We start from the raw sequence: 24,032 nt of genomic DNA, 5'->3' as shown, positions 1-24,032 counted from the left end.
GAGCAACAGATGAAAGCACTCCTTCTCTATTCCACTACTGATGGACAAACCCGTGCCATCGCCTCTTATCTGGCGAGCTGCCTGAAAGAGACATTGCCATGCGACGTGGTGGATCTTCAGGACGCTGGGCAATTGCCGCTGGCAGAGTATGGCGTGGTGGTGATTGGCGCATCGATTCGCTATGGGCACTTCAATCCGGCGCTGGATAAGTTCGTAAAACAACATGCCGAAATGCTGAACCGGCTACCCACTGCTTTTTATGGCGTGAACCTCACCGCACGCAAACCGGAAAAGCGTACGCCGCAGACCAATCCCTATGTCCGCAAGTTCCTGCTGGCTTCCCCCTGGCAGCCTACACGCAGCGCGGTGTTTGCTGGCGCCCTGCGTTACCCTCGCTACCGCTGGCTGGATAAGGTGATGATCCGCTTTATTATGAAAATGACTGGCGGTGAGACGGACACCAGTAAAGAGGTGGAGTACACCGACTGGAACGATGTGGCCGCCTTTGCCCAGGAAATCGCGCGAATCGCGGGTAAATAGTAGGCATATCGCCGTTTATTGCCGCGTTATGGTGAAAAAAACTGCGGTCAGATAATTTTTTAAAATTAGGGGTTGCGGCCCGCCGAGAACTCCCTATAATGCGCCTCCACTGACCGGGAACAACGACCAACACGTCGCCGGGTCAGCGGAGAGGCCCTCAGCGGAAACGCTGAAAACACTAGAAAATAGTGCTTGACTCTCCGGTGGGAAAGCGTAATATGTGCCTCCCACGTTACCGAAACGAAACGGTAACGACTGCTCTTTAACAATTTATCAGACAATCTGTGTGGGCACTCACAAGACGATATCAAGCATCTTCGGATGCACAAAATATTAAGTCTTGAAGAGTGACTAACTGAAGTAAAATTCAAACAGTAACCTTTGAGCATCGCTACCTTGTGTAGCACATCAAGCTTTTAATTGAAGAGTTTGATCATGGCTCAGATTGAACGCTGGCGGCAGGCCTAACACATGCAAGTCGAGCGGCAGCGGGAAGTAGCTTGCTACTTTGCCGGCGAGCGGCGGACGGGTGAGTAATGTCTGGGGATCTGCCTGATGGAGGGGGATAACTACTGGAAACGGTAGCTAATACCGCATAACGTCGCAAGACCAAAGCGGGGGACCTTCGGGCCTCGCGCCATCAGATGAACCCAGATGGGATTAGCTAGTAGGTGGGGTAATGGCTCACCTAGGCGACGATCCCTAGCTGGTCTGAGAGGATGACCAGCCACACTGGAACTGAGACACGGTCCAGACTCCTACGGGAGGCAGCAGTGGGGAATATTGCACAATGGGGGAAACCCTGATGCAGCCATGCCGCGTGTATGAAGAAGGCCTTCGGGTTGTAAAGTACTTTCAGCGAGGAGGAAGGCGGTAAGGTTAATAACCTTACCGATTGACGTTACTCGCAGAAGAAGCACCGGCTAACTCCGTGCCAGCAGCCGCGGTAATACGGAGGGTGCAAGCGTTAATCGGAATTACTGGGCGTAAAGCGCACGCAGGCGGTTTGTTAAGTCAGATGTGAAATCCCCGAGCTTAACTTGGGAACTGCATTTGAAACTGGCAAGCTAGAGTCTCGTAGAGGGGGGTAGAATTCCAGGTGTAGCGGTGAAATGCGTAGAGATCTGGAGGAATACCGGTGGCGAAGGCGGCCCCCTGGACGAAGACTGACGCTCAGGTGCGAAAGCGTGGGGAGCAAACAGGATTAGATACCCTGGTAGTCCACGCTGTAAACGATGTCGATTTGGAGGTTGTGCCCTTGAGGCGTGGCTTCCGGAGCTAACGCGTTAAATCGACCGCCTGGGGAGTACGGCCGCAAGGTTAAAACTCAAATGAATTGACGGGGGCCCGCACAAGCGGTGGAGCATGTGGTTTAATTCGATGCAACGCGAAGAACCTTACCTACTCTTGACATCCAGAGAACTTGGCAGAGATGCCTTGGTGCCTTCGGGAACTCTGAGACAGGTGCTGCATGGCTGTCGTCAGCTCGTGTTGTGAAATGTTGGGTTAAGTCCCGCAACGAGCGCAACCCTTATCCTTTGTTGCCAGCGATTCGGTCGGGAACTCAAAGGAGACTGCCGGTGATAAACCGGAGGAAGGTGGGGATGACGTCAAGTCATCATGGCCCTTACGAGTAGGGCTACACACGTGCTACAATGGCGCATACAAAGAGAAGCGAACTCGCGAGAGCAAGCGGACCTCATAAAGTGCGTCGTAGTCCGGATTGGAGTCTGCAACTCGACTCCATGAAGTCGGAATCGCTAGTAATCGTGGATCAGAATGCCACGGTGAATACGTTCCCGGGCCTTGTACACACCGCCCGTCACACCATGGGAGTGGGTTGCAAAAGAAGTAGGTAGCTTAACCTTCGGGAGGGCGCTTACCACTTTGTGATTCATGACTGGGGTGAAGTCGTAACAAGGTAACCGTAGGGGAACCTGCGGTTGGATCACCTCCTTACCTAGAGATATTTGACTGTGCAGTGCTCACACAGATTGTCTGATAGATGTACGAGCAAAGCGTCTGCGAAGCTGACCATGTGTCCCCTTCGTCTAGAGGCCTAGGACACCGCCCTTTCACGGCGGTAACAGGGGTTCGAATCCCCTAGGGGACGCCACTTGCTGATGATGGGTGAAAGACATTATCAACCGATATCTTAAAGCTGACTTACGAGTCAGGTTTACGATATTTGCTCTTTAACAATCTGGAACAAGCTGAAAATTGAAACCTTACAGCCCTGTCTCTCTCCGTAGAAGTCTTGAGAGATGGCGCATGTAAGAGAGTCTCTCAAATAATCACACCCTGATGGAAACATCTTCGGGTTGTGAGGTTAAGCGACTAAGCGTACACGGTGGATGCCTAGGCAGTCAGAGGCGATGAAGGGCGTGCTAATCTGCGATAAGCGTCGGTAAGCTGATATGAAGCGTTATACCCGACGATACCCGAATGGGGAAACCCAGTGTGATACGTCACACTATCTCTGCATGAATACATAGTGCAGTGAGGCGAACCGGGGGAACTGAAACATCTAAGTACCCCGAGGAAAAGAAATCAACCGAGATTCCCCAGTAGCGGCGAGCGAACGGGGAACAGCCCAGAACCTGAATCAGTTTGTGTGTTAGTGGAAGCGTCTGGAAAGTCGCACAGTAAAGGGTGATAGTCCCGTACACAAAAATACACAAGTTGTGAGTTCGATGAGTAGGGCGGGACACGTGACATCCTGTCTGAATATGGGGGGACCATCCTCCAAGGCTAAATACTCCTGACTGACCGATAGTGAACCAGTACCGTGAGGGAAAGGCGAAAAGAACCCCGGCGAGGGGAGTGAAATAGAACCTGAAACCGTGTACGTACAAGCAGTGGGAGCCTTGATTTATCAGGGTGACTGCGTACCTTTTGTATAATGGGTCAGCGACTTATATTTTGTAGCAAGGTTAACCGTATAGGGGAGCCGTAGGGAAACCGAGTCTTAACTGGGCGTCTAGTTGCAAGGTATAGACCCGAAACCCGGTGATCTAGCCATGGGCAGGTTGAAGGTTGGGTAACACTAACTGGAGGACCGAACCGACTAATGTTGAAAAATTAGCGGATGACTTGTGGCTGGGGGTGAAAGGCCAATCAAACCGGGAGATAGCTGGTTCTCCCCGAAAGCTATTTAGGTAGCGCCTCGTGAATTTATCTTCGGGGGTAGAGCACTGTTTCGGCTAGGGGGCCACCCCGGCTTACCAACCCGATGCAAACTGCGAATACCGAAGAATATTATCACGGGAGACACACGGCGGGTGCTAACGTCCGTCGTGAAGAGGGAAACAACCCAGACCGCCAGCTAAGGTCCCAAAGTCATGGTTAAGTGGGAAACGATGTGGGAAGGCACAGACAGCCAGGATGTTGGCTTAGAAGCAGCCATCATTTAAAGAAAGCGTAATAGCTCACTGGTCGAGTCGGCCTGCGCGGAAGATGTAACGGGGCTAAACCATGCACCGAAGCTGCGGCAGCGACGCTTAGGCGTTGTTGGGTAGGGGAGCGTTCTGTAAGCCTGCGAAGGTGGACTGTGAGGTCTGCTGGAGGTATCAGAAGTGCGAATGCTGACATAAGTAACGATAAAGCGGGTGAAAAGCCCGCTCGCCGGAAGACCAAGGGTTCCTGTCCAACGTTAATCGGGGCAGGGTGAGTCGACCCCTAAGGCGAGGCTGAAAAGCGTAGTCGATGGGAAACAGGTTAATATTCCTGTACTTGGTGTTACTGCGAAGGGGGGACGGAGAAGGCTAGGCTGGCCAGGCGACGGTTGTCCTGGTTTAAGCGTGTAGGGGGAGAAGGCAGGTAAATCCGCTTTCTTGTTAACCCTGAGGCGCAATGACGAGCCACTACGGTGGTGAAGTAGCTGATGCCCTGCTTCCAGGAAAAGCCTCTAAGCTCCAGGTAACACGAAATCGTACCCCAAACCGACACAGGTGGTCAGGTAGAGAATACTCAGGCGCTTGAGAGAACTCGGGTGAAGGAACTAGGCAAAATGGTGCCGTAACTTCGGGAGAAGGCACGCTGGCATGTAGGTGAAGGGACTTGCTCCCGGAGCTGAAGCCAGTCGCAGATACCAGCTGGCTGCAACTGTTTAATAAAAACACAGCACTGTGCAAACACGAAAGTGGACGTATACGGTGTGACGCCTGCCCGGTGCCGGAAGGTTAATTGATGGGGTTAGCGGCAACGCGAAGCTCTTGATCGAAGCCCCGGTAAACGGCGGCCGTAACTATAACGGTCCTAAGGTAGCGAAATTCCTTGTCGGGTAAGTTCCGACCTGCACGAATGGCGTAATGATGGCCAGGCTGTCTCCACCCGAGACTCAGTGAAATTGAACTCGCTGTGAAGATGCAGTGTACCCGCGGCAAGACGGAAAGACCCCGTGAACCTTTACTATAGCTTGACACTGAACATTGAGCCTTGATGTGTAGGATAGGTGGGAGGCTTTGAAGTGTGGACGCCAGTCTGCATGGAGCCAACCTTGAAATACCACCCTTTAATGTTTGATGTTCTAACTCGGCCCCGTTATCCGGGGTGAGGACAGTGTCTGGTGGGTAGTTTGACTGGGGCGGTCTCCTCCTAAAGAGTAACGGAGGAGCACGAAGGTTAGCTAATCACGGTCGGACATCGTGAGGTTAGTGCAAAGGCATAAGCTAGCTTGACTGCGAGAGTGACGGCTCGAGCAGGTGCGAAAGCAGGTCTTAGTGATCCGGTGGTTCTGAATGGAAGGGCCATCGCTCAACGGATAAAAGGTACTCCGGGGATAACAGGCTGATACCGCCCAAGAGTTCATATCGACGGCGGTGTTTGGCACCTCGATGTCGGCTCATCACATCCTGGGGCTGAAGTAGGTCCCAAGGGTACGGCTGTTCGCCGTTTAAAGTGGTACGCGAGCTGGGTTTAGAACGTCGTGAGACAGTTCGGTCCCTATCTGCCGTGGGCGTTGGAAGATTGAGAGGGGTTGCTCCTAGTACGAGAGGACCGGAGTGAACGCACCACTGGTGTTCGGGTTGTCATGCCAATGGCACTGCCCGGTAGCTAAGTGCGGAAAAGATAAGCGCTGAAAGCATCTAAGCGCGAAACTTGCCTCAAGATGAGTCTTCCCTGGGACCTTGAGTCCCCTGAAGGGACGTTTAAGACGAAGACGTTGATAGGCCGGATGTGTAAGTGCAGCGATGCATTGAGCTAACCGGTACTAATGACCCGTGAGGCTTAACCTTACAACACCGAAGGTGTTTTCAGAGACACAATATTCAGCTTGGTTCAGATATCTGATGGCCCCCTGGGCGGTCAGAGCACAGAATTTGCCTGGCGGCACGAGCGCGGTGGTCCCACCTGACCCCATGCCGAACTCAGAAGTGAAACGCCGTAGCGCCGATGGTAGTGTGGGGTCTCCCCATGCGAGAGTAGGGAACTGCCAGGCATCCATTCACAAAACAGCCTCATGCGAAAGCATGGGGCTTTTTTGTTGTCTTAAAATCAGCAATTTGCTTATTTTTCCTGCTATTTGTTTAGTTTATCCCGCCAAAATCACTGCTGATCAATTCAATATTTCCATTACAGAAGCGATAACTGATAAACAAGCGATCTGCATTGATGAGGATCGGGTAGACTACCTGGGATCACGTTGAGATGAGTTTTTCGTAATGGCTAATCCGGTATCTTTGCATCCCTATAATACTTTCCATATAGCAGCCAGCGCCCAACAGCTGGTTATTGCGACGACTGTGGAGCAGCTGCACGCGGCATGGCAGGAAGCCAGGCATCAACAACACGATGTATTGTTGATGGGCGAGGGGAGCAATATGCTTTTCCTCGAGGATTTTGGTGGCACTGTTATCCTGAACCGCATCATGGGTATCGCCCTGACTGAGACGGCCACTGATTGGCATCTGCACGTTGGTGCCGGTGAGAATTGGCATCAGTTGGTGTGTTATTCCCTGGAACAGGGGATTATGGGCCTGGAGAATCTGGCGCTCATCCCAGGATGTGTAGGCTCCTCGCCAATCCAAAATATCGGTGCCTATGGCGTCGAATTAAAACAGGTATGTGAATATGTGGACGTGCTCGATCTGGAGAACGGTAAAACATTCCGCTTAAGTAACGAAGCCTGTCAATTTGGATACCGTGAAAGTGTATTCAAGCATCATTATCGCCAAGGATACGCGGTCATTGCCGTTGGTTTCAAACTCACCAAACAGTGGCAGCCGGTATTGGCCTATGGCGATCTGCGTAATCTGGACAGCACCACGGTTACCGCAAAAGAGGTGTTTGAAGCGGTCTGCCAAATGCGGCGCAGTAAATTACCTGATCCTGCTGTCACTGGGAATGCAGGTAGCTTCTTCAAAAACCCCGTTGTGCAGCCGGCGGCATTTGAGAAAATTAAAGAAGAGTTTCCGACCGTGCCGGCCTACCCTCAGCCCGATGGGGCTATCAAATTGGCGGCTGGCTGGTTAATTGACCAGTGCCATTTGAAAGGATATGTCCAAGGCGCCGCAGCTGTTCACCGTCATCAGGCGCTGGTATTGATTAATCAGGGTGGAGCGTCAGGTGCAGAAATTAAGGCCCTGGCCCGGCATGTGCGTGAAACGGTAGCAGAACGCTTTGGTATTTGGTTGGAGCCTGAGGTGCGTTTTATTGCGGCTCATGGAGAAGTGGACGCAGTAGGAGCATTGGCATGAAAGATTACACCACCCCTTTACGGCTGATCGCGATCCTTGCTGACGGCGAGTTCCACTCTGGCGAACAGCTGGGCACAGCATTGGGCATGAGCCGCGCTGCGGTTAACAAGCATATCCACACTATCCGCGAATGGGGCTTGGATATCTTTACCGTTCCAGGTAAGGGCTATAGCTTGCCTGCACCCATACAGTTACTGGATGAAGAGAAGATTCTGACGACCCTGGCGGAAGGGCAAGTGACGGTGTTATCCGTCATCGACTCCACCAACCAATACTTGATGGAACGCATTCACCAATTGAAATCGGGTGACGCGTGTGTGGCTGAATATCAGCAAGCAGGCCGGGGAAGGCGCGGCCGGCAATGGGTTTCGCCATTTGGAGCAAACCTCTATCTATCGATGTTCTGGCGTCTGGAGCAGGGGCCTGCTGCCGCCATGGGATTGAGCCTGGTTATCGGTATCGTGATGGCGGAAGTCTTGCAGAACCTGGGTGCAGAAGATGTGCGGGTCAAATGGCCTAATGATCTCTACCTGCGTGACCGGAAACTGGCTGGAATTCTGGTAGAACTGACAGGAAAAACCGGTGATGCGGCTCAACTGGTTATCGGTGCCGGTATCAATCTGGCAATGCGTGAATCATCCAGTCAGGCTATCAATCAGGGCTGGATTAACCTGCAAGAGGCGGGCGTGAATATTGATCGCAATCAACTGACAGCCATGATCTTAAAAGAGTTGCGTCAGGCCTTACGCCAGTTTGAGATTGAGGGCTTAGTGCCATTTATTTCGCGCTGGAATCGGCTGGATAATTTCAAGGATCGCCAGGTAAAACTGTTGATTGGCGAACAGGAGATATTCGGCATTGCACGAGGAATCGATAATCAGGGCGGGCTGCTGTTGGAACGTGAAGGGGAGATCAAGCCCTTTATTGGTGGCGAAATCTCCCTGCGCAGCGCATAACTCAGGGTGGGGGACACCCCCGCCTCTATTTTCTTAAGCGTACCGATTCGACGGCATGATTGGCACTTTTCGTCATAATTAAGCTAGCGCGTTCCCGGGTCGGTAATATATTTTGTTGCAGGTTCAACCCATTAATCTCCTGCCATAACTGCGTAGCGATATTAATCGCCTCCGGTTCTGGCAACTTCGCATAATTATGGAAGTAGGAGTTGGGATCTGAGAATGCGCCTTGGCGGAACTTCAGGAAACGATTGATATACCACCGTTGCAGCAACGCTTCCGGGGCATCAACATAAATAGAAAAGTCCACAAAATCAGAGACAAATACACGATGTGGATCATGCGGATAATCCATGCCGCTCTGTAGGACATTCAATCCCTCAAGGATCAAAATATCTGGCTGCTCTATTGTTTTATTGCCATCAGGAATGATGTCGTAAATAAGATGCGAGTAAACAGGCGCAGTGACTTTCTGGGCACCAGATTTTACTTCAGAAACAAAACGCACCAGGTTGTGCATATCATAGGATTGCGGGAAGCCTTTCTTCTTCATTAATCCACGTTCCTGCAATACCTTGTTCGGATGCAAGAAGCCATCGGTGGTAATGAGTTCAACAGTACGATGCTCAGGCCACCGGCTGAGTAACGCCTGAAGCAAGCGAGCTGTCGTGCTTTTCCCGACCGCCACACTACCGGCAATGCCGATAACATAGGGAATTTTTTGCCCATCAGTACCAAGGAATTGCTCGAGCACCGCCTGACGACGCAAGTTAGAGCTGATGTAGAAATTTAACAGTCGTGAAAGGGGCAGATAGATCTGTGCCACTTCCTCTAAAGACAAATCTTCATTGATCCCTTTTAACTTGACGATCTCTTCTTCCGTCAGCGTGAGGGGGACTGAATCACGCAGCGCCGCCCATTGGGTTCGATCAAACTGTAGATAGGGCGTCGCCAGCGATTGGTCTTTCTTGGTCATAAGCTACGTCTGCCTGTTAGCGCAGGTCGGGAGAGGCGTAATAGCCAGCCCAGACAGTAAACAAGCCGACCATTATAAACACCTTCGTTTTTTCCGTAGACAATTTTCTCACAAGCACATGTTTTCTTTGGGAGCTGGATTACAACTCCTTATGCAGATCCACAAGTCAGCTTGATTGATTGCTACCAGAAGAGTGTAACGTAACCACTCTAAAACGCGGTATCACCAGTAAGATAAGAGCGAACACTCGACCTTAGGGGTGCAGAAAGGCGTGTAAATAGAGAAGCGGGACGAATTGATTTTGAGCAATAACGGGTCTGGTGCAGACGGGTAAAAATGATTTTTTGAGTATTATTTCAACAAGACAGGGCAGCTTCGATAACAAATCAGCCTGTTTTGGATGAAAACTGAGCGGAAGCACACAGAAAGCAATTTTTTTGTTGCATAGGTGCCGATGTCTCCCTAGAATGCGCTGCACTTGATGCCGGCTTAGCTCAGTAGGTAGAGCAACTGACTTGTAATCAGTAGGTCACCAGTTCGATTCCGGTAGCCGGCACCATTATCAAGTACTCAGGTGGGGTTCCCGAGCGGCCAAAGGGAGCAGACTGTAAATCTGCCGTCACAGACTTCGAAGGTTCGAATCCTTCCCCCACCACCAAATTCACCCTAGCGATAGGGTAAGCTTGGAGCCACTCAAAAGGCTTCAGGTGAAGTTGGAAGAGACGAACGATACCAATCCTCTTTCAGCTTTAACAATCTACAGAAAAATCAGGTAGCCGAGTTCCAGGATGCGGGCATCGTATAATGGCTATTACCTCAGCCTTCCAAGCTGATGATGTGGGTTCGATTCCCACTGCCCGCTCCAAGATGTGCTGATATAGCTCAGTTGGTAGAGCGCACCCTTGGTAAGGGTGAGGTCGGCAGTTCGAATCTGCCTATCAGCACCACTTCTTTTTTTCTCGCCCCTGATTATCTTTCTGTTGTGGATTCAGCAAGCACTTGCTTGGTTAATGTGGTGAAACCACCGATTTACTCGTGTATTAGAGGGACAATCGATGTCTAAAGAAAAGTTTGAACGTAAAAAACCGCACGTTAACGTCGGTACTATCGGCCACGTTGACCACGGTAAAACAACGCTGACCGCTGCAATCACTAACGTACTGGCTAAGAAATTCGGTGGCCAGGCTCGTGCTTTCGACCAGATCGATAACGCACCGGAAGAAAAAGCACGTGGTATCACCATCAACACCTCTCACGTTGAATACGATACCCCGAGCCGTCACTACGCACACGTTGACTGCCCAGGGCACGCCGACTACGTGAAAAACATGATCACCGGTGCTGCTCAGATGGACGGCGCGATCCTGGTTGTTGCTGCGACTGACGGCCCGATGCCGCAGACCCGTGAGCACATCCTGCTGGGTCGTCAGGTAGGCGTTCCTTTCATCATCGTGTTCCTGAACAAATGTGACATGGTTGATGACGAAGAGCTGCTGGAACTGGTTGAGATGGAAGTGCGTGAGCTGCTGTCTCAGTACGACTTCCCGGGCGACGACACTCCGGTAATCCGTGGTTCTGCTCTGAAAGCGCTGGAAGGCGAAGCAGAGTGGGAAGACAAGATTGTAGAACTGGCCGAAGCACTGGACAGCTACATCCCGGAACCAGAGCGTGCGATTGACAAGCCGTTCCTGCTGCCGATCGAAGACGTGTTCTCCATCTCCGGCCGTGGTACCGTTGTGACCGGTCGTGTAGAGCGCGGCATCATCAAAGTGGGTGAAGAAGTTGAAATCGTTGGTATCAAAGACACCGCGAAATCCACTTGTACCGGCGTTGAAATGTTCCGCAAACTGCTGGACGAAGGCCGTGCAGGCGAGAACGTAGGTGTTCTGCTGCGTGGTATCAAACGTGAAGAGATCGAACGTGGTCAGGTACTGGCTAAGCCGGGCACCATCAAGCCGCACACCAAGTTCGAATCTGAAGTGTACATCCTGTCCAAAGAAGAAGGCGGTCGTCACACTCCGTTCTTCAAAGGCTACCGTCCGCAGTTCTACTTCCGTACAACTGACGTGACTGGTACCATCGAACTGCCGGAAGGCGTTGAGATGGTAATGCCGGGCGACAACATCCAGATGGTTGTTACCCTGATCCACCCGATCGCGATGGACGACGGTCTGCGTTTCGCAATCCGTGAAGGCGGCCGTACTGTTGGTGCGGGCGTTGTTGCTAAAGTTATCGCTTAATCGCTGATAATATTTGACGCAATACGTACTGAAAGGGCATCATTCGATGCCCTTTTCTACGCTGTGACGTTAGAACCTATCTCATCAGCGATTTTATGTCATAATCATTGGTGAGATGGGCTCTGGGCAATAGCGTAAATACCGAGTTTGCGCTCTACGAGCATCAATCGGTTTGGTTTGCCTCGCGACGCGAGGCAAAGTTGTTTGTTCTAAATCATTGTGACAGGTTGGTTTATGAGTGCGAATACCGAAGCTCAAGGGAGCGGACGCGGCCTGGAAGCGGTAAAGTGGTTGGGTGTCGCCCTATTATTGGTCGTCGCCATCGTCGGTAACTATCTCTACCGTGAGTATAGCCTGCCACTGCGAGCATTGGCTGTTGTCATCCTGATCGCCCTGGCGGGCGCGCTGGCACTGACGACGACGAAAGGTAAAGCCACTGTCGCTTTCGCCCGCGAAGCGCGTACTGAAGTACGCAAAGTAATCTGGCCGACCCGCCAGGAAACGCTGCACACCACACTCATCGTCGCCGCGGTTACTGCCGTGATGTCACTGATTCTGTGGGGCCTGGATGGTATTCTGGTCCGCCTGGTATCATTTATTACTGGCCTGAGGTTCTAAGATGTCTGAAGCTCCAAAAAAACGTTGGTACGTCGTTCAGGCGTTCTCCGGCTTTGAAGGCCGCGTAGCCCAATCGCTGCGTGAGCATATCAAATTACATGACATGGAAGAGCTGTTTGGCGACGTCATGGTTCCGACCGAAGAGGTTGTTGAAATCCGTGGCGGTCAGCGTCGTAAGAGCGAGCGCAAGTTCTTCCCTGGCTATGTTCTGGTCCAGATGGTTATGAACGATGCAAGCTGGCACTTAGTTCGCAGCGTACCGCGTGTAATGGGCTTCATCGGGGGTACTTCCGATCGTCCTGCGCCGATCAGCGATAAAGAAGTGGATGCGATCATGAACCGCCTGCAACAGGTGGGTGACAAGCCACGTCCGAAAACGCTGTTTGAGCCGGGTGAGCTGGTTCGTGTTAACGATGGTCCGTTCGCTGACTTCAACGGTGTGGTTGAAGACGTTGACTATGAGAAGAGCCGCCTGAAGGTGTCTGTTTCTATCTTTGGTCGCGCAACACCGGTTGAGCTGGACTTTAGTCAGGTAGAGAAGGGCTGATTACGTTTCACCCAATTTTCTCTATTTGCTAGTTGTAAGAGGCGCGAAATTGAACTACAATTTCGCGCCTTTTGTTTTTAGACGTCGCCATTATGGCGGCGGCTTCGTAAAAGAACGGGGAGCCTGTCACCAGGCGATATAACCCAAATCGAGGATATTTAGATGGCTAAGAAAGTACAAGCCTACGTTAAGCTGCAAGTTGCAGCTGGCATGGCTAACCCGAGCCCACCGGTAGGTCCGGCTCTGGGTCAGCAGGGTGTGAACATCATGGAATTCTGTAAGGCGTTCAATGCTAAGACTGACAGCATTGAAAAAGGTCTGCCGATTCCGGTTGTTATCACTGTTTACTCTGACCGTTCCTTCACTTTCGTTACCAAAACCCCGCCGGCAGCAGTGCTGCTGAAAAAAGCGGCTGGTATCAAATCTGGTTCCGGCAAGCCGAACAAAGATAAAGTGGGTACTGTGACCCGTGCTCAGGTACGTGAAATCGCAGAGACCAAAGCTGCGGACATGACTGGTTCTGACGTTGAAGCGATGACTCGCTCCATCGAAGGTACTGCTCGTTCCATGGGCCTGGTAGTGGAGGATTAAGAGATGGCTAAGCTGACCAAGCGCATGCGCGTGATCCGTGACAAAGTTGATGCAACTAAACAGTATGACATCAACGAAGCCGTTGCCCTGCTGAAAGAGCTGGCCACTGCTAAATTCGTAGAAAGCGTTGACGTTGCTGTTAACCTCGGCATCGATGCTCGTAAATCTGACCAAAACGTTCGTGGCGCTACCGTTCTGCCGCACGGCACCGGTCGTTCTGTTCGCGTTGCCGTATTTACCCAGGGCGCAAACGCTGAAGCTGCTAAAGCTGCAGGCGCTGAGCTGGTAGGTATGGAAGATCTGGCTGACCAGATCAAGAAAGGCGAAATGAACTTCGACGTAGTGATTGCTTCCCCGGATGCAATGCGCGTTGTAGGTCAACTGGGTCAGGTTCTGGGCCCGCGCGGCCTGATGCCGAACCCGAAAGTTGGTACTGTAACTCCGAACGTTGCTGAAGCGGTTAAGAACGCTAAAGCAGGTCAGGTTCGTTACCGTAACGACAAAAACGGCATCATCCACACCACCATCGGTAAAGTGGACTTTGACGCTGACAAACTGAAAGAGAACCTGGAAGCACTGCTGGTTGCGCTGAAAAAAGCAAAACCGTCTACTGCTAAAGGCGTTTTCATCAAGAAAGTTAGCCTCTCCACCACCATGGGTGCTGGCGTTGCGGTTGACCAAAGCGGCCTGAACGCAGCAGCGAACTAATCGCGCTGTATTTAACGCTTTACGCGGGCGTTGGTTTTGTATAAAATCTGACGCCCGTTGTTTCGCTAAGTGCGAAACCAAGATTTTTTCGGTTGGAGCCTGGCCTAATCCAGGCCTCCGTCCAAGACCGCAGGTGCTTCGTCAGGGGCTTAATTTTCCTGCGTAGACGGTGACAGAGCCTAAAGAAAATTTTTAATTGTCTTTGCTGGATTCTGCTCACCGTGTTTGAACGTCTGTCATCGATACTCGATAGCAGGCGAAGTGAGTTCCGGGGGTTTTCCCCGGCCCAATCCAGGAGCAAAAGCTAATGGCATTAAATCTTCAAGACAAACAAGCGATTGTTGCTGAAGTCAACGAAGTAGCCAAAGGCGCGCTGTCTGCGGTTGTTGCGGATTCCCGCGGCGTTACCGTTGACAAAATGACCGAACTGCGTAAAGCAGGCCGTGAAGCTGGCGTATACATGCGTGTTGTTCGCAACACCCTGATGCGTCGCGTCGTTGAAGGTACTCCTTTCGAGTGCCTGAAAGACACGTTTGTCGGTCCGACCTTGATTGCATTCTCTAACGAACACCCGGGCGCTGCTGCTCGTCTGTTCAAAGAGTTCGCTAAAACGAATGCAAAATTCGAGGTTAAAGCTGCGGCCTTTGAAGGTGAGCTGATCCCTGCGGCGCAAATCGACCGCTTGGCAACGCTGCCGACTTACGAAGAAGCAATCGCACGCCTGATGGCAACCATGAAAGAAGCCTCTGCTGGCAAACTGGTTCGTACTCTGGCTGCACTGCGCGATCAGAAAGACGCGGTTTAATCGCCCGCTTTTCCATCGCGTTGCTAACGTATAATCTATTTCTGAATTTTAGGAACAATTGTTATGTCTATCACTAAAGAACAAATTCTGGACGCAGTTGCAGAAATGTCCGTAATGGACGTTGTTGAACTGATCTCCATGATGGAAGAAAAATTCGGCGTTTCCGCTGCTGCTGCTGTAGCTGTAGCTGCTGGCCCGGCTGAAGCTGTTGAAGAAAAAACCGAGTTCGACGTAGTTCTGGCTGCTGTTGGCGCTAACAAAGTTGCTGTTATCAAAGCAGTACGTGGCGCAACTGGCCTGGGTCTGAAAGAAGCTAAAGACCTGGTAGAATCTGCTCCGGCAGTTCTGAAAGAAGCCATCAGCAAAGACGACGCTGAAGCTCTGAAAAAATCCCTGGAAGAAGCTGGTGCTTCTGTTGAAGTTAAATAAGTTAACTTCCCAGGTTGCAGCCTGACTTAAAAGGCTGATGGCTGGTGACTTTTTGGTCACCAGCCTTTTTGCGCTCTAGGCGTCAGTGGTCTTTCACACTGTTTAACCACTGAACAGCCTCAATATTTATTTCTATCGACGCCTTAATATACTGCCGCTCCCTGTGACAGACCGCTTCTCGATCAAAGTGCAATGAAATGATTTAAGAGTGATAGAAACGAATATTGCGGAAAGTCTTTCGCTTTCCGATCGACATAAATGGTGTTGTAGAACTGTCCTTTAGGACGGACAGAGTGGGTCACTGATCAGCGAGCTGAGGAACCCTATGGTTTACTCCTATACCGAGAAAAAACGCATTCGTAAGGACTTTGGTAAGCGTCCACAAGTTCTGGACGTACCATATCTCCTTTCTATCCAGCTTGACTCGTTCCAGAAGTTTATCGAGCAAGATCCAGAAGGGCAGTACGGGCTTGAAGCGGCATTCCGTTCTGTTTTTCCCATCCAGAGCTATAGCGGTAATTCGGAGCTGCAATACGTTAGCTACCGTCTTGGTGAGCCGGTATTCGACGTTAAAGAATGCCAGATCCGCGGTGTAACATATTCTGCGCCACTGCGCGTTAAATTGCGCCTGGTTATCTATGAGCGCGAAGCACCGGAAGGTACGGTTAAAGACATCAAGGAACAAGAAGTCTACATGGGCGAAATTCCGCTCATGACCGAAAACGGTACCTTTGTAATCAACGGGACTGAGAGGGTTATCGTATCTCAGCTGCACCGTAGTCCTGGTGTCTTCTTTGACAGCGATAAGGGTAAAACCCACTCGTCGGGTAAAGTGCTCTATAACGCACGTATCATCCCTTACCGTGGTTCCTGGCTGGATTTCGAGTTTGACCCGAAAGACAACCTGTTTGTACGTATTGACCGTCGCCGCAAACTGCCAGCGACCATCATCCTGCGTGCACTGAATTACACCACTGAGCAGATCCTCGACCTGTTCTTCGACAAAGTTGTCTTCGAAATTCGTGACAACAAGTTGCAGATGGAACTGGTGCCTGAGCGCCTGCGCGGTGAGACTGCCTCCTTCGATATCGAAGCTGATGGCAAAACTTACGTCGAAAAAGGCCGCCGTATCACGGCTCGCCATATCCGTCAGCTGGAGAAAGATGGCGTTGAGCGCATCGAAGTCCCGGTTGAGTACATTGCGGGTAAAGTGGTCGGTAAAGACTACATCGACGAGAGCACCGGTGAGCTGATTTGTGCGGCGAACATGGAGCTGTCCATGGATCTGCTGGCCAAGCTGAGCCAGTCTGGTCACAAGCGCATTGAGACGCTGTTCACCAACGACTTGGATCACGGCCCATACATCTCTGAGACGCTGCGCGTCGACCCAACCAACGATCGTCTGAGCTCGCTGGTTGAGATCTACCGCATGATGCGTCCGGGCGAGCCGCCGACGCGTGAAGCAGCGGAAACGCTGTTCGAGAACCTGTTCTTCTCCGAAGATCGTTACGATCTCTCTGCCGTTGGCCGGATGAAGTTCAACCGTTCTCTGCTGCGCGACGAGATCGAAGGTTCCGGTATCCTGAGCAAAGACGACATCATTCAGGTGATGAAGAAGCTCATCGATATCCGTAACGGCAAAGGCGAAGTCGATGATATCGACCACCTGGGCAACCGTCGTATCCGTTCTGTCGGTGAGATGGCGGAGAACCAGTTCCGCGTCGGTCTGGTGCGTGTTGAGCGTGCGGTGAAAGAGCGTCTGTCTCTGGGCGATCTGGACACCCTGATGCCTCAGGACATGATCAACGCCAAGCCTATTTCGGCGGCGGTAAAAGAGTTCTTCGGCTCCAGCCAGCTCTCCCAGTTCATGGACCAGAACAACCCGTTGTCTGAGATCACGCACAAGCGTCGTATCTCCGCACTGGGCCCGGGCGGTCTGACCCGTGAGCGCGCCGGCTTTGAAGTTCGAGACGTACACCCAACCCACTACGGTCGTGTGTGCCCAATCGAAACGCCGGAAGGTCCGAACATCGGTCTGATCAACTCCCTGTCTGTGTACGCACAGACCAACGAGTACGGTTTCCTGGAAACCCCGTACCGTCGTGTGGTTGATGGCGTGGTGACGGACGAGATTCACTATCTGTCTGCGATTGAAGAAGGCAACTTCGTTATTGCCCAGGCGAACACCAACCTGGATGAAGAAGGCCACTTCGTAGACGATCTGGTTACCTGTCGTAGCAAAGGCGAATCAAGCCTGTTTAGCCGCGATCAGGTTGACTATATGGACGTATCCACCCAGCAGGTTGTTTCTGTTGGTGCATCCCTGATTCCATTCCTGGAACACGATGACGCCAACCGTGCATTGATGGGTGCGAACATGCAACGTCAGGCAGTTCCGACCCTGCGCGCTGATAAGCCGCTGGTAGGTACTGGTATGGAACGTGCGGTAGCGGTTGACTCCGGTGTAACAGCCGTAGCGAAACGCGGCGGTACTGTTCAGTACGTTGATGCATCCCGTATCGTGATTAAAGTCAACGAAGACGAGATGTACCCGGGCGAAGCAGGTATCGACATTTACAACCTGACCAAGTACACCCGTTCCAACCAGAACACCTGCATCAACCAGATGCCGTGTGTCTCGCTGGGCGAGCCAATCGAGCGCGGCGACGTGCTGGCTGATGGCCCGTCTACCGATCTGGGTGAACTGGCACTGGGTCAGAACATGCGCGTCGCGTTCATGCCGTGGAACGGCTACAACTTCGAAGACTCCATCTTGGTCTCCGAGCGCGTGGTACAAGAAGATCGCTTCACCACGATTCACATCCAGGAACTGGCGTGCGTGTCCCGTGACACCAAGCTGGGGCCTGAAGAGATCACCGCTGACATCCCGAACGTGGGTGAAGCTGCGCTCTCCAAACTGGATGAATCCGGCATCGTCTATATCGGTGCTGAAGTGACCGGCGGTGACATTCTGGTTGGTAAGGTAACGCCGAAAGGTGAAACCCAGCTGACGCCAGAAGAGAAGCTGCTGCGTGCGATTTTCGGTGAGAAAGCATCGGACGTGAAAGATTCGTCCCTGCGTGTACCGAACGGCGTTTCCGGTACGGTTATCGATGTACAGGTCTTTACCCGCGATGGCGTGGAAAAAGACAAACGTGCATTGGAAATCGAAGAGATGCAGTTGAAGCAGGCGAAGAAAGACCTGACTGAAGAGCTGCAGATCCTGGAAGCCGGTCTGTTTGCGCGTATCCATGCCGCACTGGTATCTGGTGGTGTTGAAGCTGAGAAGCTGGACAAACTGCCGCGTGACCGTTGGCTGGAACTGTCGCTGACTGACGAAGCGAAGCAAAACCAACTCGAGCAGTTGGCTGAGCAGTACGACGAACTGAAATCCGACTTCGAGAAGAAGCTGGAAGCCAAGCGTCGTAAGATCACCCAGGGTGATGATCTGGCACCGGGCGTGCTGAAGATCGTCAAAGTGTATCTGGCCGTTAAACGTCAGATCCAGCCGGGTGACAAGATGGCAGGCCGCCACGGGAACAAGGGTGTTATCTCCAAGATCAACCCGATCGAAGATATGCCTTACGATGAAAACGGTACGCCGGTTGACATCGTTCTGAACCCGCTGGGCGTTCCATCTCGTATGAACATCGGTCAGATTCTGGAGACCCACTTGGGTATGGCCGCGAAGGGCATTGGTGAAAAGATCAATGCTATGCTGAAGAAACATGAAGAAGTTTCCAAGCTGCGCGAGTTCATCCAGAAAGCGTACGAATTGGGCGACGATACCCGTCAGAAGGTTGATTTGAATACCTTCAGCGATGACGAAGTACTGCGCCTGGCAGAGAACCTGAAAAAGGGTATGCCGATCGCGACGCCTGTCTTCGATGGTGCAAAAGAGAAAGAGATCAAAGAGCTGTTGCAGCTGGGTGGTTTGCCGACTTCCGGTCAGATCACACTGTTCGACGGTCGTACCGGTGAGCAGTTCGAGCGCCAGGTTACCGTTGGCTACATGTACATGCTGAAACTGAACCACTTGGTCGATGACAAAATGCACGCGCGTTCTACCGGTTCTTACAGCCTGGTTACTCAGCAGCCGCTGGGTGGTAAGGCGCAGTTCGGTGGTCAGCGCTTCGGTGAGATGGAAGTATGGGCACTGGAAGCTTACGGTGCCGCCTACACGCTGCAAGAAATGCTTACTGTCAAGTCGGATGACGTCAACGGCCGTACCAAGATGTATAAGAACATCGTGGATGGCAATCATCAGATGGAACCGGGCATGCCGGAATCCTTCAACGTACTGTTGAAAGAGATCCGCTCACTGGGCATCAACATCGAACTGGAAGACGAATAGTCTCCTCCCGTTCGATAGTGCAGTTCGCACTCGTCACAGGGGCGCCTGAATTTCGGTTCAGGCGCCTGACAGGTCTAACTCCGACAGGAGCCAATCCGTGAAAGACTTATTAAAGTTTCTGAAAGCGCAAACTAAAACCGAAGAGTTTGATGCGATCAAAATTGCTCTGGCATCGCCAGACATGATCCGTTCCTGGTCTTTTGGTGAAGTTAAAAAGCCGGAAACGATCAACTACCGTACGTTCAAACCTGAGCGTGACGGCCTTTTCTGCGCCCGTATCTTTGGGCCGGTTAAAGATTACGAATGCCTGTGCGGTAAGTACAAGCGTTTGAAACACCGTGGTGTTATCTGTGAGAAGTGTGGCGTTGAAGTTACCCAGACTAAAGTGCGCCGTGAGCGTATGGGTCACATCGAGCTGGCTTCTCCGACTGCCCACATCTGGTTCCTGAAGTCGCTGCCGTCCCGTATCGGCCTGCTGCTGGACATGCCGCTGCGTGATATCGAACGTGTACTCTACTTTGAGTCCTACGTGGTGGTTGAAGGCGGCATGACCAACCTGGAGCGTCGTCAGATCCTGACTGAAGAGCAGTATCTGGACGCGCTGGAAGAGTTCGGCGATGAGTTCGACGCGAAGATGGGCGCCGAAGCTATCCAGGCCCTGTTGAAAAACATGGATCTGGAAGCAGAGTGCGAGCAGCTGCGTGAAGAGCTGAACGAAACCAACTCTGAAACCAAGCGTAAAAAGCTGACCAAGCGTATCAAGCTGCTGGAAGCGTTCGTACAGTCTGGCAACAAGCCGGAGTGGATGATCCTGACCGTGCTGCCGGTACTGCCGCCGGATCTGCGTCCGCTGGTTCCGCTGGATGGTGGTCGTTTCGCAACGTCCGATCTGAACGATCTGTATCGTCGCGTGATCAACCGTAACAACCGTCTGAAACGCCTGCTGGATCTGGCTGCGCCTGACATCATCGTGCGCAACGAAAAGCGTATGCTGCAAGAAGCGGTAGACGCCCTGCTGGACAACGGCCGTCGCGGTCGCGCCATCACTGGCTCGAACAAGCGTCCGCTGAAGTCCCTGGCAGACATGATCAAAGGTAAGCAAGGTCGTTTCCGTCAGAACCTGCTGGGTAAACGTGTTGACTACTCCGGTCGTTCCGTTATCACCGTAGGCCCGTACCTGCGTCTGCACCAGTGCGGCCTGCCGAAGAAGATGGCGCTGGAGCTGTTCAAACCGTTCATCTACGGCAAGCTGGAGCTGCGTGGCCTCGCGACCACCATCAAAGCTGCTAAGAAGATGGTTGAGCGTGAAGAAGCGGTAGTCTGGGATATCCTGGACGAAGTGATCCGTGAGCACCCGGTACTGCTGAACCGTGCGCCGACCCTGCACCGTCTGGGTATCCAGGCGTTCGAGCCGGTACTGATCGAAGGTAAAGCGATCCAGCTGCACCCGCTGGTTTGTGCGGCATACAACGCCGACTTCGATGGTGACCAGATGGCTGTTCACGTACCGCTGACGCTGGAAGCCCAGCTGGAAGCGCGTGCGCTGATGATGTCCACCAACAACATCCTGTCCCCTGCGAACGGCGAGCCAATCATCGTTCCGTCTCAGGACGTTGTACTGGGCCTCTACTACATGACGCGTGACTGTGTTAACGCCAAAGGCGAAGGCATGGTACTGACTGGGCCGAAAGAAGCTGAGCGCATCTACCGCGCTGGCCTGGCGTCCCTGCATGCACGTGTAAAAGTCCGTATCACTGAAGATGTGAAGAACACGGAAGGCGAGTGGGAATCCAAGACCTCTCTGGTGGACACCACCATTGGTCGTGCGATCCTGTGGATGATTGTGCCGAACGGCCTGCCGTTCTCCATCGTCAACCAGCCGCTGGGCAAGAAAGCGATCTCCAAAATGCTGAACACCTGTTACCGCATTTTGGGCCTGAAGCCGACCGTTATCTTCGCTGACCAGATCATGTATACCGGCTTTGCGTATGCAGCACGTTCTGGTGCGTCCGTTGGTATCGACGACATGGTTATCCCGGAGAAGAAAGCCGAGATCATCGAAGAAGCCGAAACCGAAGTGGCCGAGATCCAGGAGCAGTTCCAGTCTGGTCTGGTTACCGCGGGCGAGCGTTACAACAAAGTCATCGATATCTGGGCCGCGGCGAACGAGCGCGTGGCGAAGGCGATGATGGAAAACCTGTCTGTTGAAGACGTGGTTAACCGTGACGGCGAAGTTGAGCAGCAGGTTTCGTTCAACAGCATCTTCATGATGGCCGACTCCGGTGCGCGTGGTTCTGCGGCACAGATTCGTCAGCTGGCCGGTATGCGTGGTCTGATGGCGAAGCCGGATGGCTCCATCATCGAAACGCCGATCACCGCGAACTTCCGTGAAGGTCTGAACGTACTTCAGTACTTCATCTCGACCCACGGTGCGCGTAAAGGTCTGGCGGATACCGCACTGAAAACTGCGAACTCCGGTTACCTGACCCGTCGTCTGGTTGACGTGGCGCAGGATCTGGTTGTGACCGAAGACGACTGTGGCACCCACGAAGGCATCCTGATGACTCCGGTTATCGAGGGTGGCGACGTGAAAGAGCCGCTGCGTGAGCGTGTACTGGGTCGTGTAACTGCAGAAGACGTACTGAAGCCGGGTACGGCGGACATTCTGGTGCCGCGTAACACCCTGCTGAACGAGAAGACGTGTGATCTGTTGGAAGAGAACTCCGTCGACGCCGTGAAAGTACGCTCCGTAGTAGGTTGTGAAACCGACTTTGGTGTGTGTGCTTACTGCTACGGTCGTGACCTGGCACGTGGCCACATCATCAACAAAGGTGAAGCGGTCGGTGTTATTGCAGCACAGTCCATCGGTGAGCCGGGTACCCAGCTGACGATGCGTACCTTCCACATCGGTGGTGCGGCATCCCGTGCGGCGGCAGAGTCCAGCATTCAGGTGAAGAACAAGGGCAGCATCAAGCTGACCAACGCGAAGCACGTAACCAACTCCAACGGTAAGCTGGTTATCACCTCGCGTAACACCGAACTGAAGCTGATTGACGAATTCGGTCGTACGAAAGAGAGCTACAAAGTGCCTTACGGTGCGGTCATGGCGAAAGGTGACGGTCAGGAAGTCAGCGCGGGCGAAACCGTCGCTAACTGGGATCCGCACACCATGCCAGTTATCAGTGAAGTGAGTGGTTTCATCCGCTTCGCCGATATGGTCGATACCCAAACCATTACCCGCCAGACTGACGAACTGACCGGTTTGTCCTCTATCGTGGTACTGGACAGCGCAGAGCGTACCGGTAGCGGTAAAGACCTGCGTCCGGCACTGAAAATCGTTGACGCCAGCGGCGACGACGTACTGATCCCAGGCGCGGATATGCCTGCCCAGTACTTCCTGCCGGGTAAAGCGATTGTTCAGCTGGAAGATGGTATCCAGATCAACGCAGGTGACACCTTGGCGCGTATTCCGCAGGAATCCGGCGGTACCAAGGACATCACCGGTGGTCTGCCACGCGTTGCTGACCTGTTCGAAGCGCGTCGTCCGAAAGAGCCGGCAATCCTGGCTGAGATCAGCGGGATCATCTCCTTCGGTAAAGAGACCAAAGGCAAGCGTCGTCTGGTGATCACCCCGCTGGATGGTAGCGATCCGTACGAAGAGATGATTCCGAAATGGCGTCAGCTCAACGTGTTCGAAGGTGAACGTGTAGAACGTGGTGACGTCGTATCTGACGGCCCAGAGTCCCCGCACGACATCCTGCGTCTGCGTGGTGTTCACGCGGTGACCCGTTACATCGTGAACGAAGTGCAGGACGTTTACCGTCTGCAAGGCGTTAAGATTAACGATAAGCACATCGAAGTTATCGTTCGTCAGATGCTGCGTAAAGGCACCATTGCCAGCGCAGGCAGCTCTGAGTTCCTGGAAGGCGAACAGGCTGAAGTGTCTCGCATCAAGATTGCCAACCGTCAGCTGGAAGCAGACGGCAAGATCGCAGCAACGTACCATCGTGACCTGCTGGGTATCACCAAGGCATCTCTGGCGACCGAGTCCTTCATCTCTGCGGCTTCGTTCCAGGAAACGACGCGTGTTCTCACCGAAGCGGCAGTTGCCGGTAAGCGTGATGAACTGCGCGGCCTGAAAGAGAACGTGATCGTGGGCCGTCTGATCCCAGCCGGTACCGGTTACGCTTATCATCAGGACCGTATGCGTCGCCGCGCACAGAATGAAGAGCAGGTTGCTCCTCAGGTCAGCGCGGAAGAAGCTACAGCCAACCTGGCTGAGCTGCTGAACGCAGGCCTTGGCGGCGACGACGAATAATCGTTCGCAAGCGCCAACGCTAAATAAAAAACCCGCTTCGGCGGGTTTTTTTATGGGCGCTTTCCGGCAATGCTAGAGGTAAGCGTTACATGGATAAGGTTGATGAAGATTGCAAATTGCCCGGCAGTTTACCCGTGTCCGCATCCAGCCCAATAGTTTAGTAAACCACTCTCTTTCTGCGTGCTCTCCATTTCAATTGTGTGGCTAATCACAAAATAGGCTTAATCATCCCCGTTCTCTGTTTGGCTCGTT

General features: G+C 52.7%; 13 protein-coding genes, 5 tRNA genes and 3 rRNA genes. 20 read left to right on the top strand and 1 reads right to left on the bottom strand.

What is annotated here, in order from left to right:
• Positions 1-9: 9 nt before the first annotated feature.
• The 7 genes from hemG to birA all read left to right on the top strand — a co-directional run bounded on the left by hemG (position 10) and on the right by birA (position 8,194).
• On the top strand, positions 10-540 hold the full coding sequence (gene hemG / locus C1N62_RS16225) for a menaquinone-dependent protoporphyrinogen IX dehydrogenase (RefSeq protein ID WP_137764594.1): 531 nt from the start codon (positions 10-12) through the stop codon (positions 538-540).
• Positions 541-957: 417 nt separating this feature from the next.
• Positions 958-2,499 (top strand): 16S ribosomal RNA (locus tag C1N62_RS16220).
• An 81-nt stretch (positions 2,500-2,580) separates the two neighbouring features.
• Positions 2,581-2,656, top strand: a tRNA-Glu gene (locus C1N62_RS16215).
• Between the two features lie 211 nt (positions 2,657-2,867).
• A 23S ribosomal RNA gene (locus C1N62_RS16210) occupies positions 2,868-5,777 on the top strand.
• Positions 5,778-5,864: 87 nt separating this feature from the next.
• Positions 5,865-5,980: ribosomal RNA gene (gene rrf / locus C1N62_RS16205) — 5S ribosomal RNA — on the top strand.
• The 16S, 23S and 5S rRNA genes sit together here with 1 tRNA gene alongside, the layout of an rRNA operon.
• Before the next feature lie 223 nt (positions 5,981-6,203).
• Positions 6,204-7,238, top strand: coding sequence for a UDP-N-acetylmuramate dehydrogenase (murB, locus tag C1N62_RS16200; RefSeq protein WP_137764593.1), 1,035 nt, complete (start codon positions 6,204-6,206; stop codon positions 7,236-7,238).
• Positions 7,235-8,194 carry a bifunctional biotin--[acetyl-CoA-carboxylase] ligase/biotin operon repressor BirA gene (gene birA, locus C1N62_RS16195; protein ID WP_137764592.1) on the top strand — a complete coding sequence of 320 codons (960 nt, stop codon included), beginning with the start codon at positions 7,235-7,237 and terminating at the stop codon, positions 8,192-8,194. The genes murB and birA overlap by 4 nt, the downstream gene beginning before the upstream one ends.
• 25 nt (positions 8,195-8,219) lie before the next feature.
• Here the strand turns inward: birA and coaA are convergent, their stop codons facing one another.
• Positions 8,220-9,170 (bottom strand): type I pantothenate kinase, encoded by a 951-nt coding sequence (gene coaA / locus C1N62_RS16190; RefSeq protein WP_137764591.1) that lies wholly within the window; start codon positions 9,168-9,170, stop codon positions 8,220-8,222.
• A gap of 483 nt (positions 9,171-9,653) precedes the next feature.
• Here coaA and C1N62_RS16185 point away from each other — a divergent pair.
• From C1N62_RS16185 to rpoC, 13 genes are all read left to right on the top strand, one after another.
• Positions 9,654-9,729, top strand: a tRNA-Thr gene (locus C1N62_RS16185).
• Between the two features lie 14 nt (positions 9,730-9,743).
• Positions 9,744-9,828, top strand: a tRNA-Tyr gene (locus C1N62_RS16180).
• Between the two features lie 132 nt (positions 9,829-9,960).
• A tRNA-Gly gene (locus C1N62_RS16175) sits at positions 9,961-10,035 on the top strand.
• A gap of 6 nt (positions 10,036-10,041) precedes the next feature.
• A tRNA-Thr gene (locus tag C1N62_RS16170) sits at positions 10,042-10,117 on the top strand.
• Between the two features lie 108 nt (positions 10,118-10,225).
• Positions 10,226-11,410 carry an elongation factor Tu gene (gene tuf, locus C1N62_RS16165; protein ID WP_137761935.1) on the top strand — a complete coding sequence of 395 codons (1,185 nt, stop codon included), beginning with the start codon at positions 10,226-10,228 and terminating at the stop codon, positions 11,408-11,410.
• A gap of 234 nt (positions 11,411-11,644) precedes the next feature.
• Entirely contained in the window at positions 11,645-12,028 is a 384-nt protein-coding gene (gene secE / locus C1N62_RS16160) for a preprotein translocase subunit SecE (protein ID WP_137764590.1), read from the top strand.
• A 1-nt stretch (position 12,029) separates the two neighbouring features.
• Positions 12,030-12,575, top strand: a complete 546-nt coding sequence (nusG, locus tag C1N62_RS16155; RefSeq protein WP_137764589.1) for a transcription termination/antitermination protein NusG — start codon at positions 12,030-12,032, stop codon at positions 12,573-12,575.
• A gap of 162 nt (positions 12,576-12,737) precedes the next feature.
• Complete coding sequence (rplK, locus tag C1N62_RS16150) at positions 12,738-13,166, top strand: 50S ribosomal protein L11 (protein WP_072933574.1); 429 nt, start codon at positions 12,738-12,740, stop codon at positions 13,164-13,166.
• 3 nt (positions 13,167-13,169) lie between these two features.
• Entirely contained in the window at positions 13,170-13,874 is a 705-nt protein-coding gene (gene rplA / locus C1N62_RS16145) for a 50S ribosomal protein L1 (RefSeq protein WP_137764588.1), read from the top strand.
• A gap of 307 nt (positions 13,875-14,181) precedes the next feature.
• Positions 14,182-14,679 (top strand): 50S ribosomal protein L10, encoded by a 498-nt coding sequence (gene rplJ, locus C1N62_RS16140; protein ID WP_137764587.1) that lies wholly within the window; start codon positions 14,182-14,184, stop codon positions 14,677-14,679.
• Positions 14,680-14,742: 63 nt separating this feature from the next.
• On the top strand, positions 14,743-15,108 hold the full coding sequence (gene rplL, locus C1N62_RS16135; protein WP_137764586.1) for a 50S ribosomal protein L7/L12: 366 nt from the start codon (positions 14,743-14,745) through the stop codon (positions 15,106-15,108).
• A 325-nt stretch (positions 15,109-15,433) separates the two neighbouring features.
• A complete protein-coding gene (gene rpoB / locus C1N62_RS16130) occupies positions 15,434-19,462 on the top strand; it encodes a DNA-directed RNA polymerase subunit beta (protein ID WP_137764585.1) in 4,029 nt (1,342 codons plus the stop codon).
• 97 nt (positions 19,463-19,559) lie between these two features.
• Positions 19,560-23,780 (top strand): DNA-directed RNA polymerase subunit beta', encoded by a 4,221-nt coding sequence (gene rpoC, locus C1N62_RS16125; RefSeq protein WP_137764584.1) that lies wholly within the window; start codon positions 19,560-19,562, stop codon positions 23,778-23,780.
• Positions 23,781-24,032: the final 252 nt, after the last annotated feature.

Origin of the sequence: Nissabacter sp. SGAir0207 (genome assembly GCF_005491205.1) — a bacterium.
Taxonomy (GTDB): Bacteria; Pseudomonadota; Gammaproteobacteria; order Enterobacterales; family Enterobacteriaceae; genus Chimaeribacter.
This window is presented reverse-complemented; position numbering and strand designations above follow the sequence as displayed.

Bases quoted from the DNA above. Each gene is read 5' to 3' on its own strand.
- hemG (WP_137764594.1), top strand. From the start codon at position 10: ATGAAAGCACTCCTTCTCTATTCCACTACTGATGGACAAACCCGTGCC.
- murB (WP_137764593.1), top strand. From the start codon at position 6,204: ATGGCTAATCCGGTATCTTTGCATCCCTATAATACTTTCCATATAGCA.
- birA (WP_137764592.1), top strand. From the start codon at position 7,235: ATGAAAGATTACACCACCCCTTTACGGCTGATCGCGATCCTTGCTGAC.
- coaA (WP_137764591.1), bottom strand. From the start codon at position 9,170: ATGACCAAGAAAGACCAATCGCTGGCGACGCCCTATCTACAGTTTGAT.
- tuf (WP_137761935.1), top strand. From the start codon at position 10,226: ATGTCTAAAGAAAAGTTTGAACGTAAAAAACCGCACGTTAACGTCGGT.
- secE (WP_137764590.1), top strand. From the start codon at position 11,645: ATGAGTGCGAATACCGAAGCTCAAGGGAGCGGACGCGGCCTGGAAGCG.
- nusG (WP_137764589.1), top strand. From the start codon at position 12,030: ATGTCTGAAGCTCCAAAAAAACGTTGGTACGTCGTTCAGGCGTTCTCC.
- rplK (WP_072933574.1), top strand. From the start codon at position 12,738: ATGGCTAAGAAAGTACAAGCCTACGTTAAGCTGCAAGTTGCAGCTGGC.
- rplA (WP_137764588.1), top strand. From the start codon at position 13,170: ATGGCTAAGCTGACCAAGCGCATGCGCGTGATCCGTGACAAAGTTGAT.
- rplJ (WP_137764587.1), top strand. From the start codon at position 14,182: ATGGCATTAAATCTTCAAGACAAACAAGCGATTGTTGCTGAAGTCAAC.
- rplL (WP_137764586.1), top strand. From the start codon at position 14,743: ATGTCTATCACTAAAGAACAAATTCTGGACGCAGTTGCAGAAATGTCC.
- rpoB (WP_137764585.1), top strand. From the start codon at position 15,434: ATGGTTTACTCCTATACCGAGAAAAAACGCATTCGTAAGGACTTTGGT.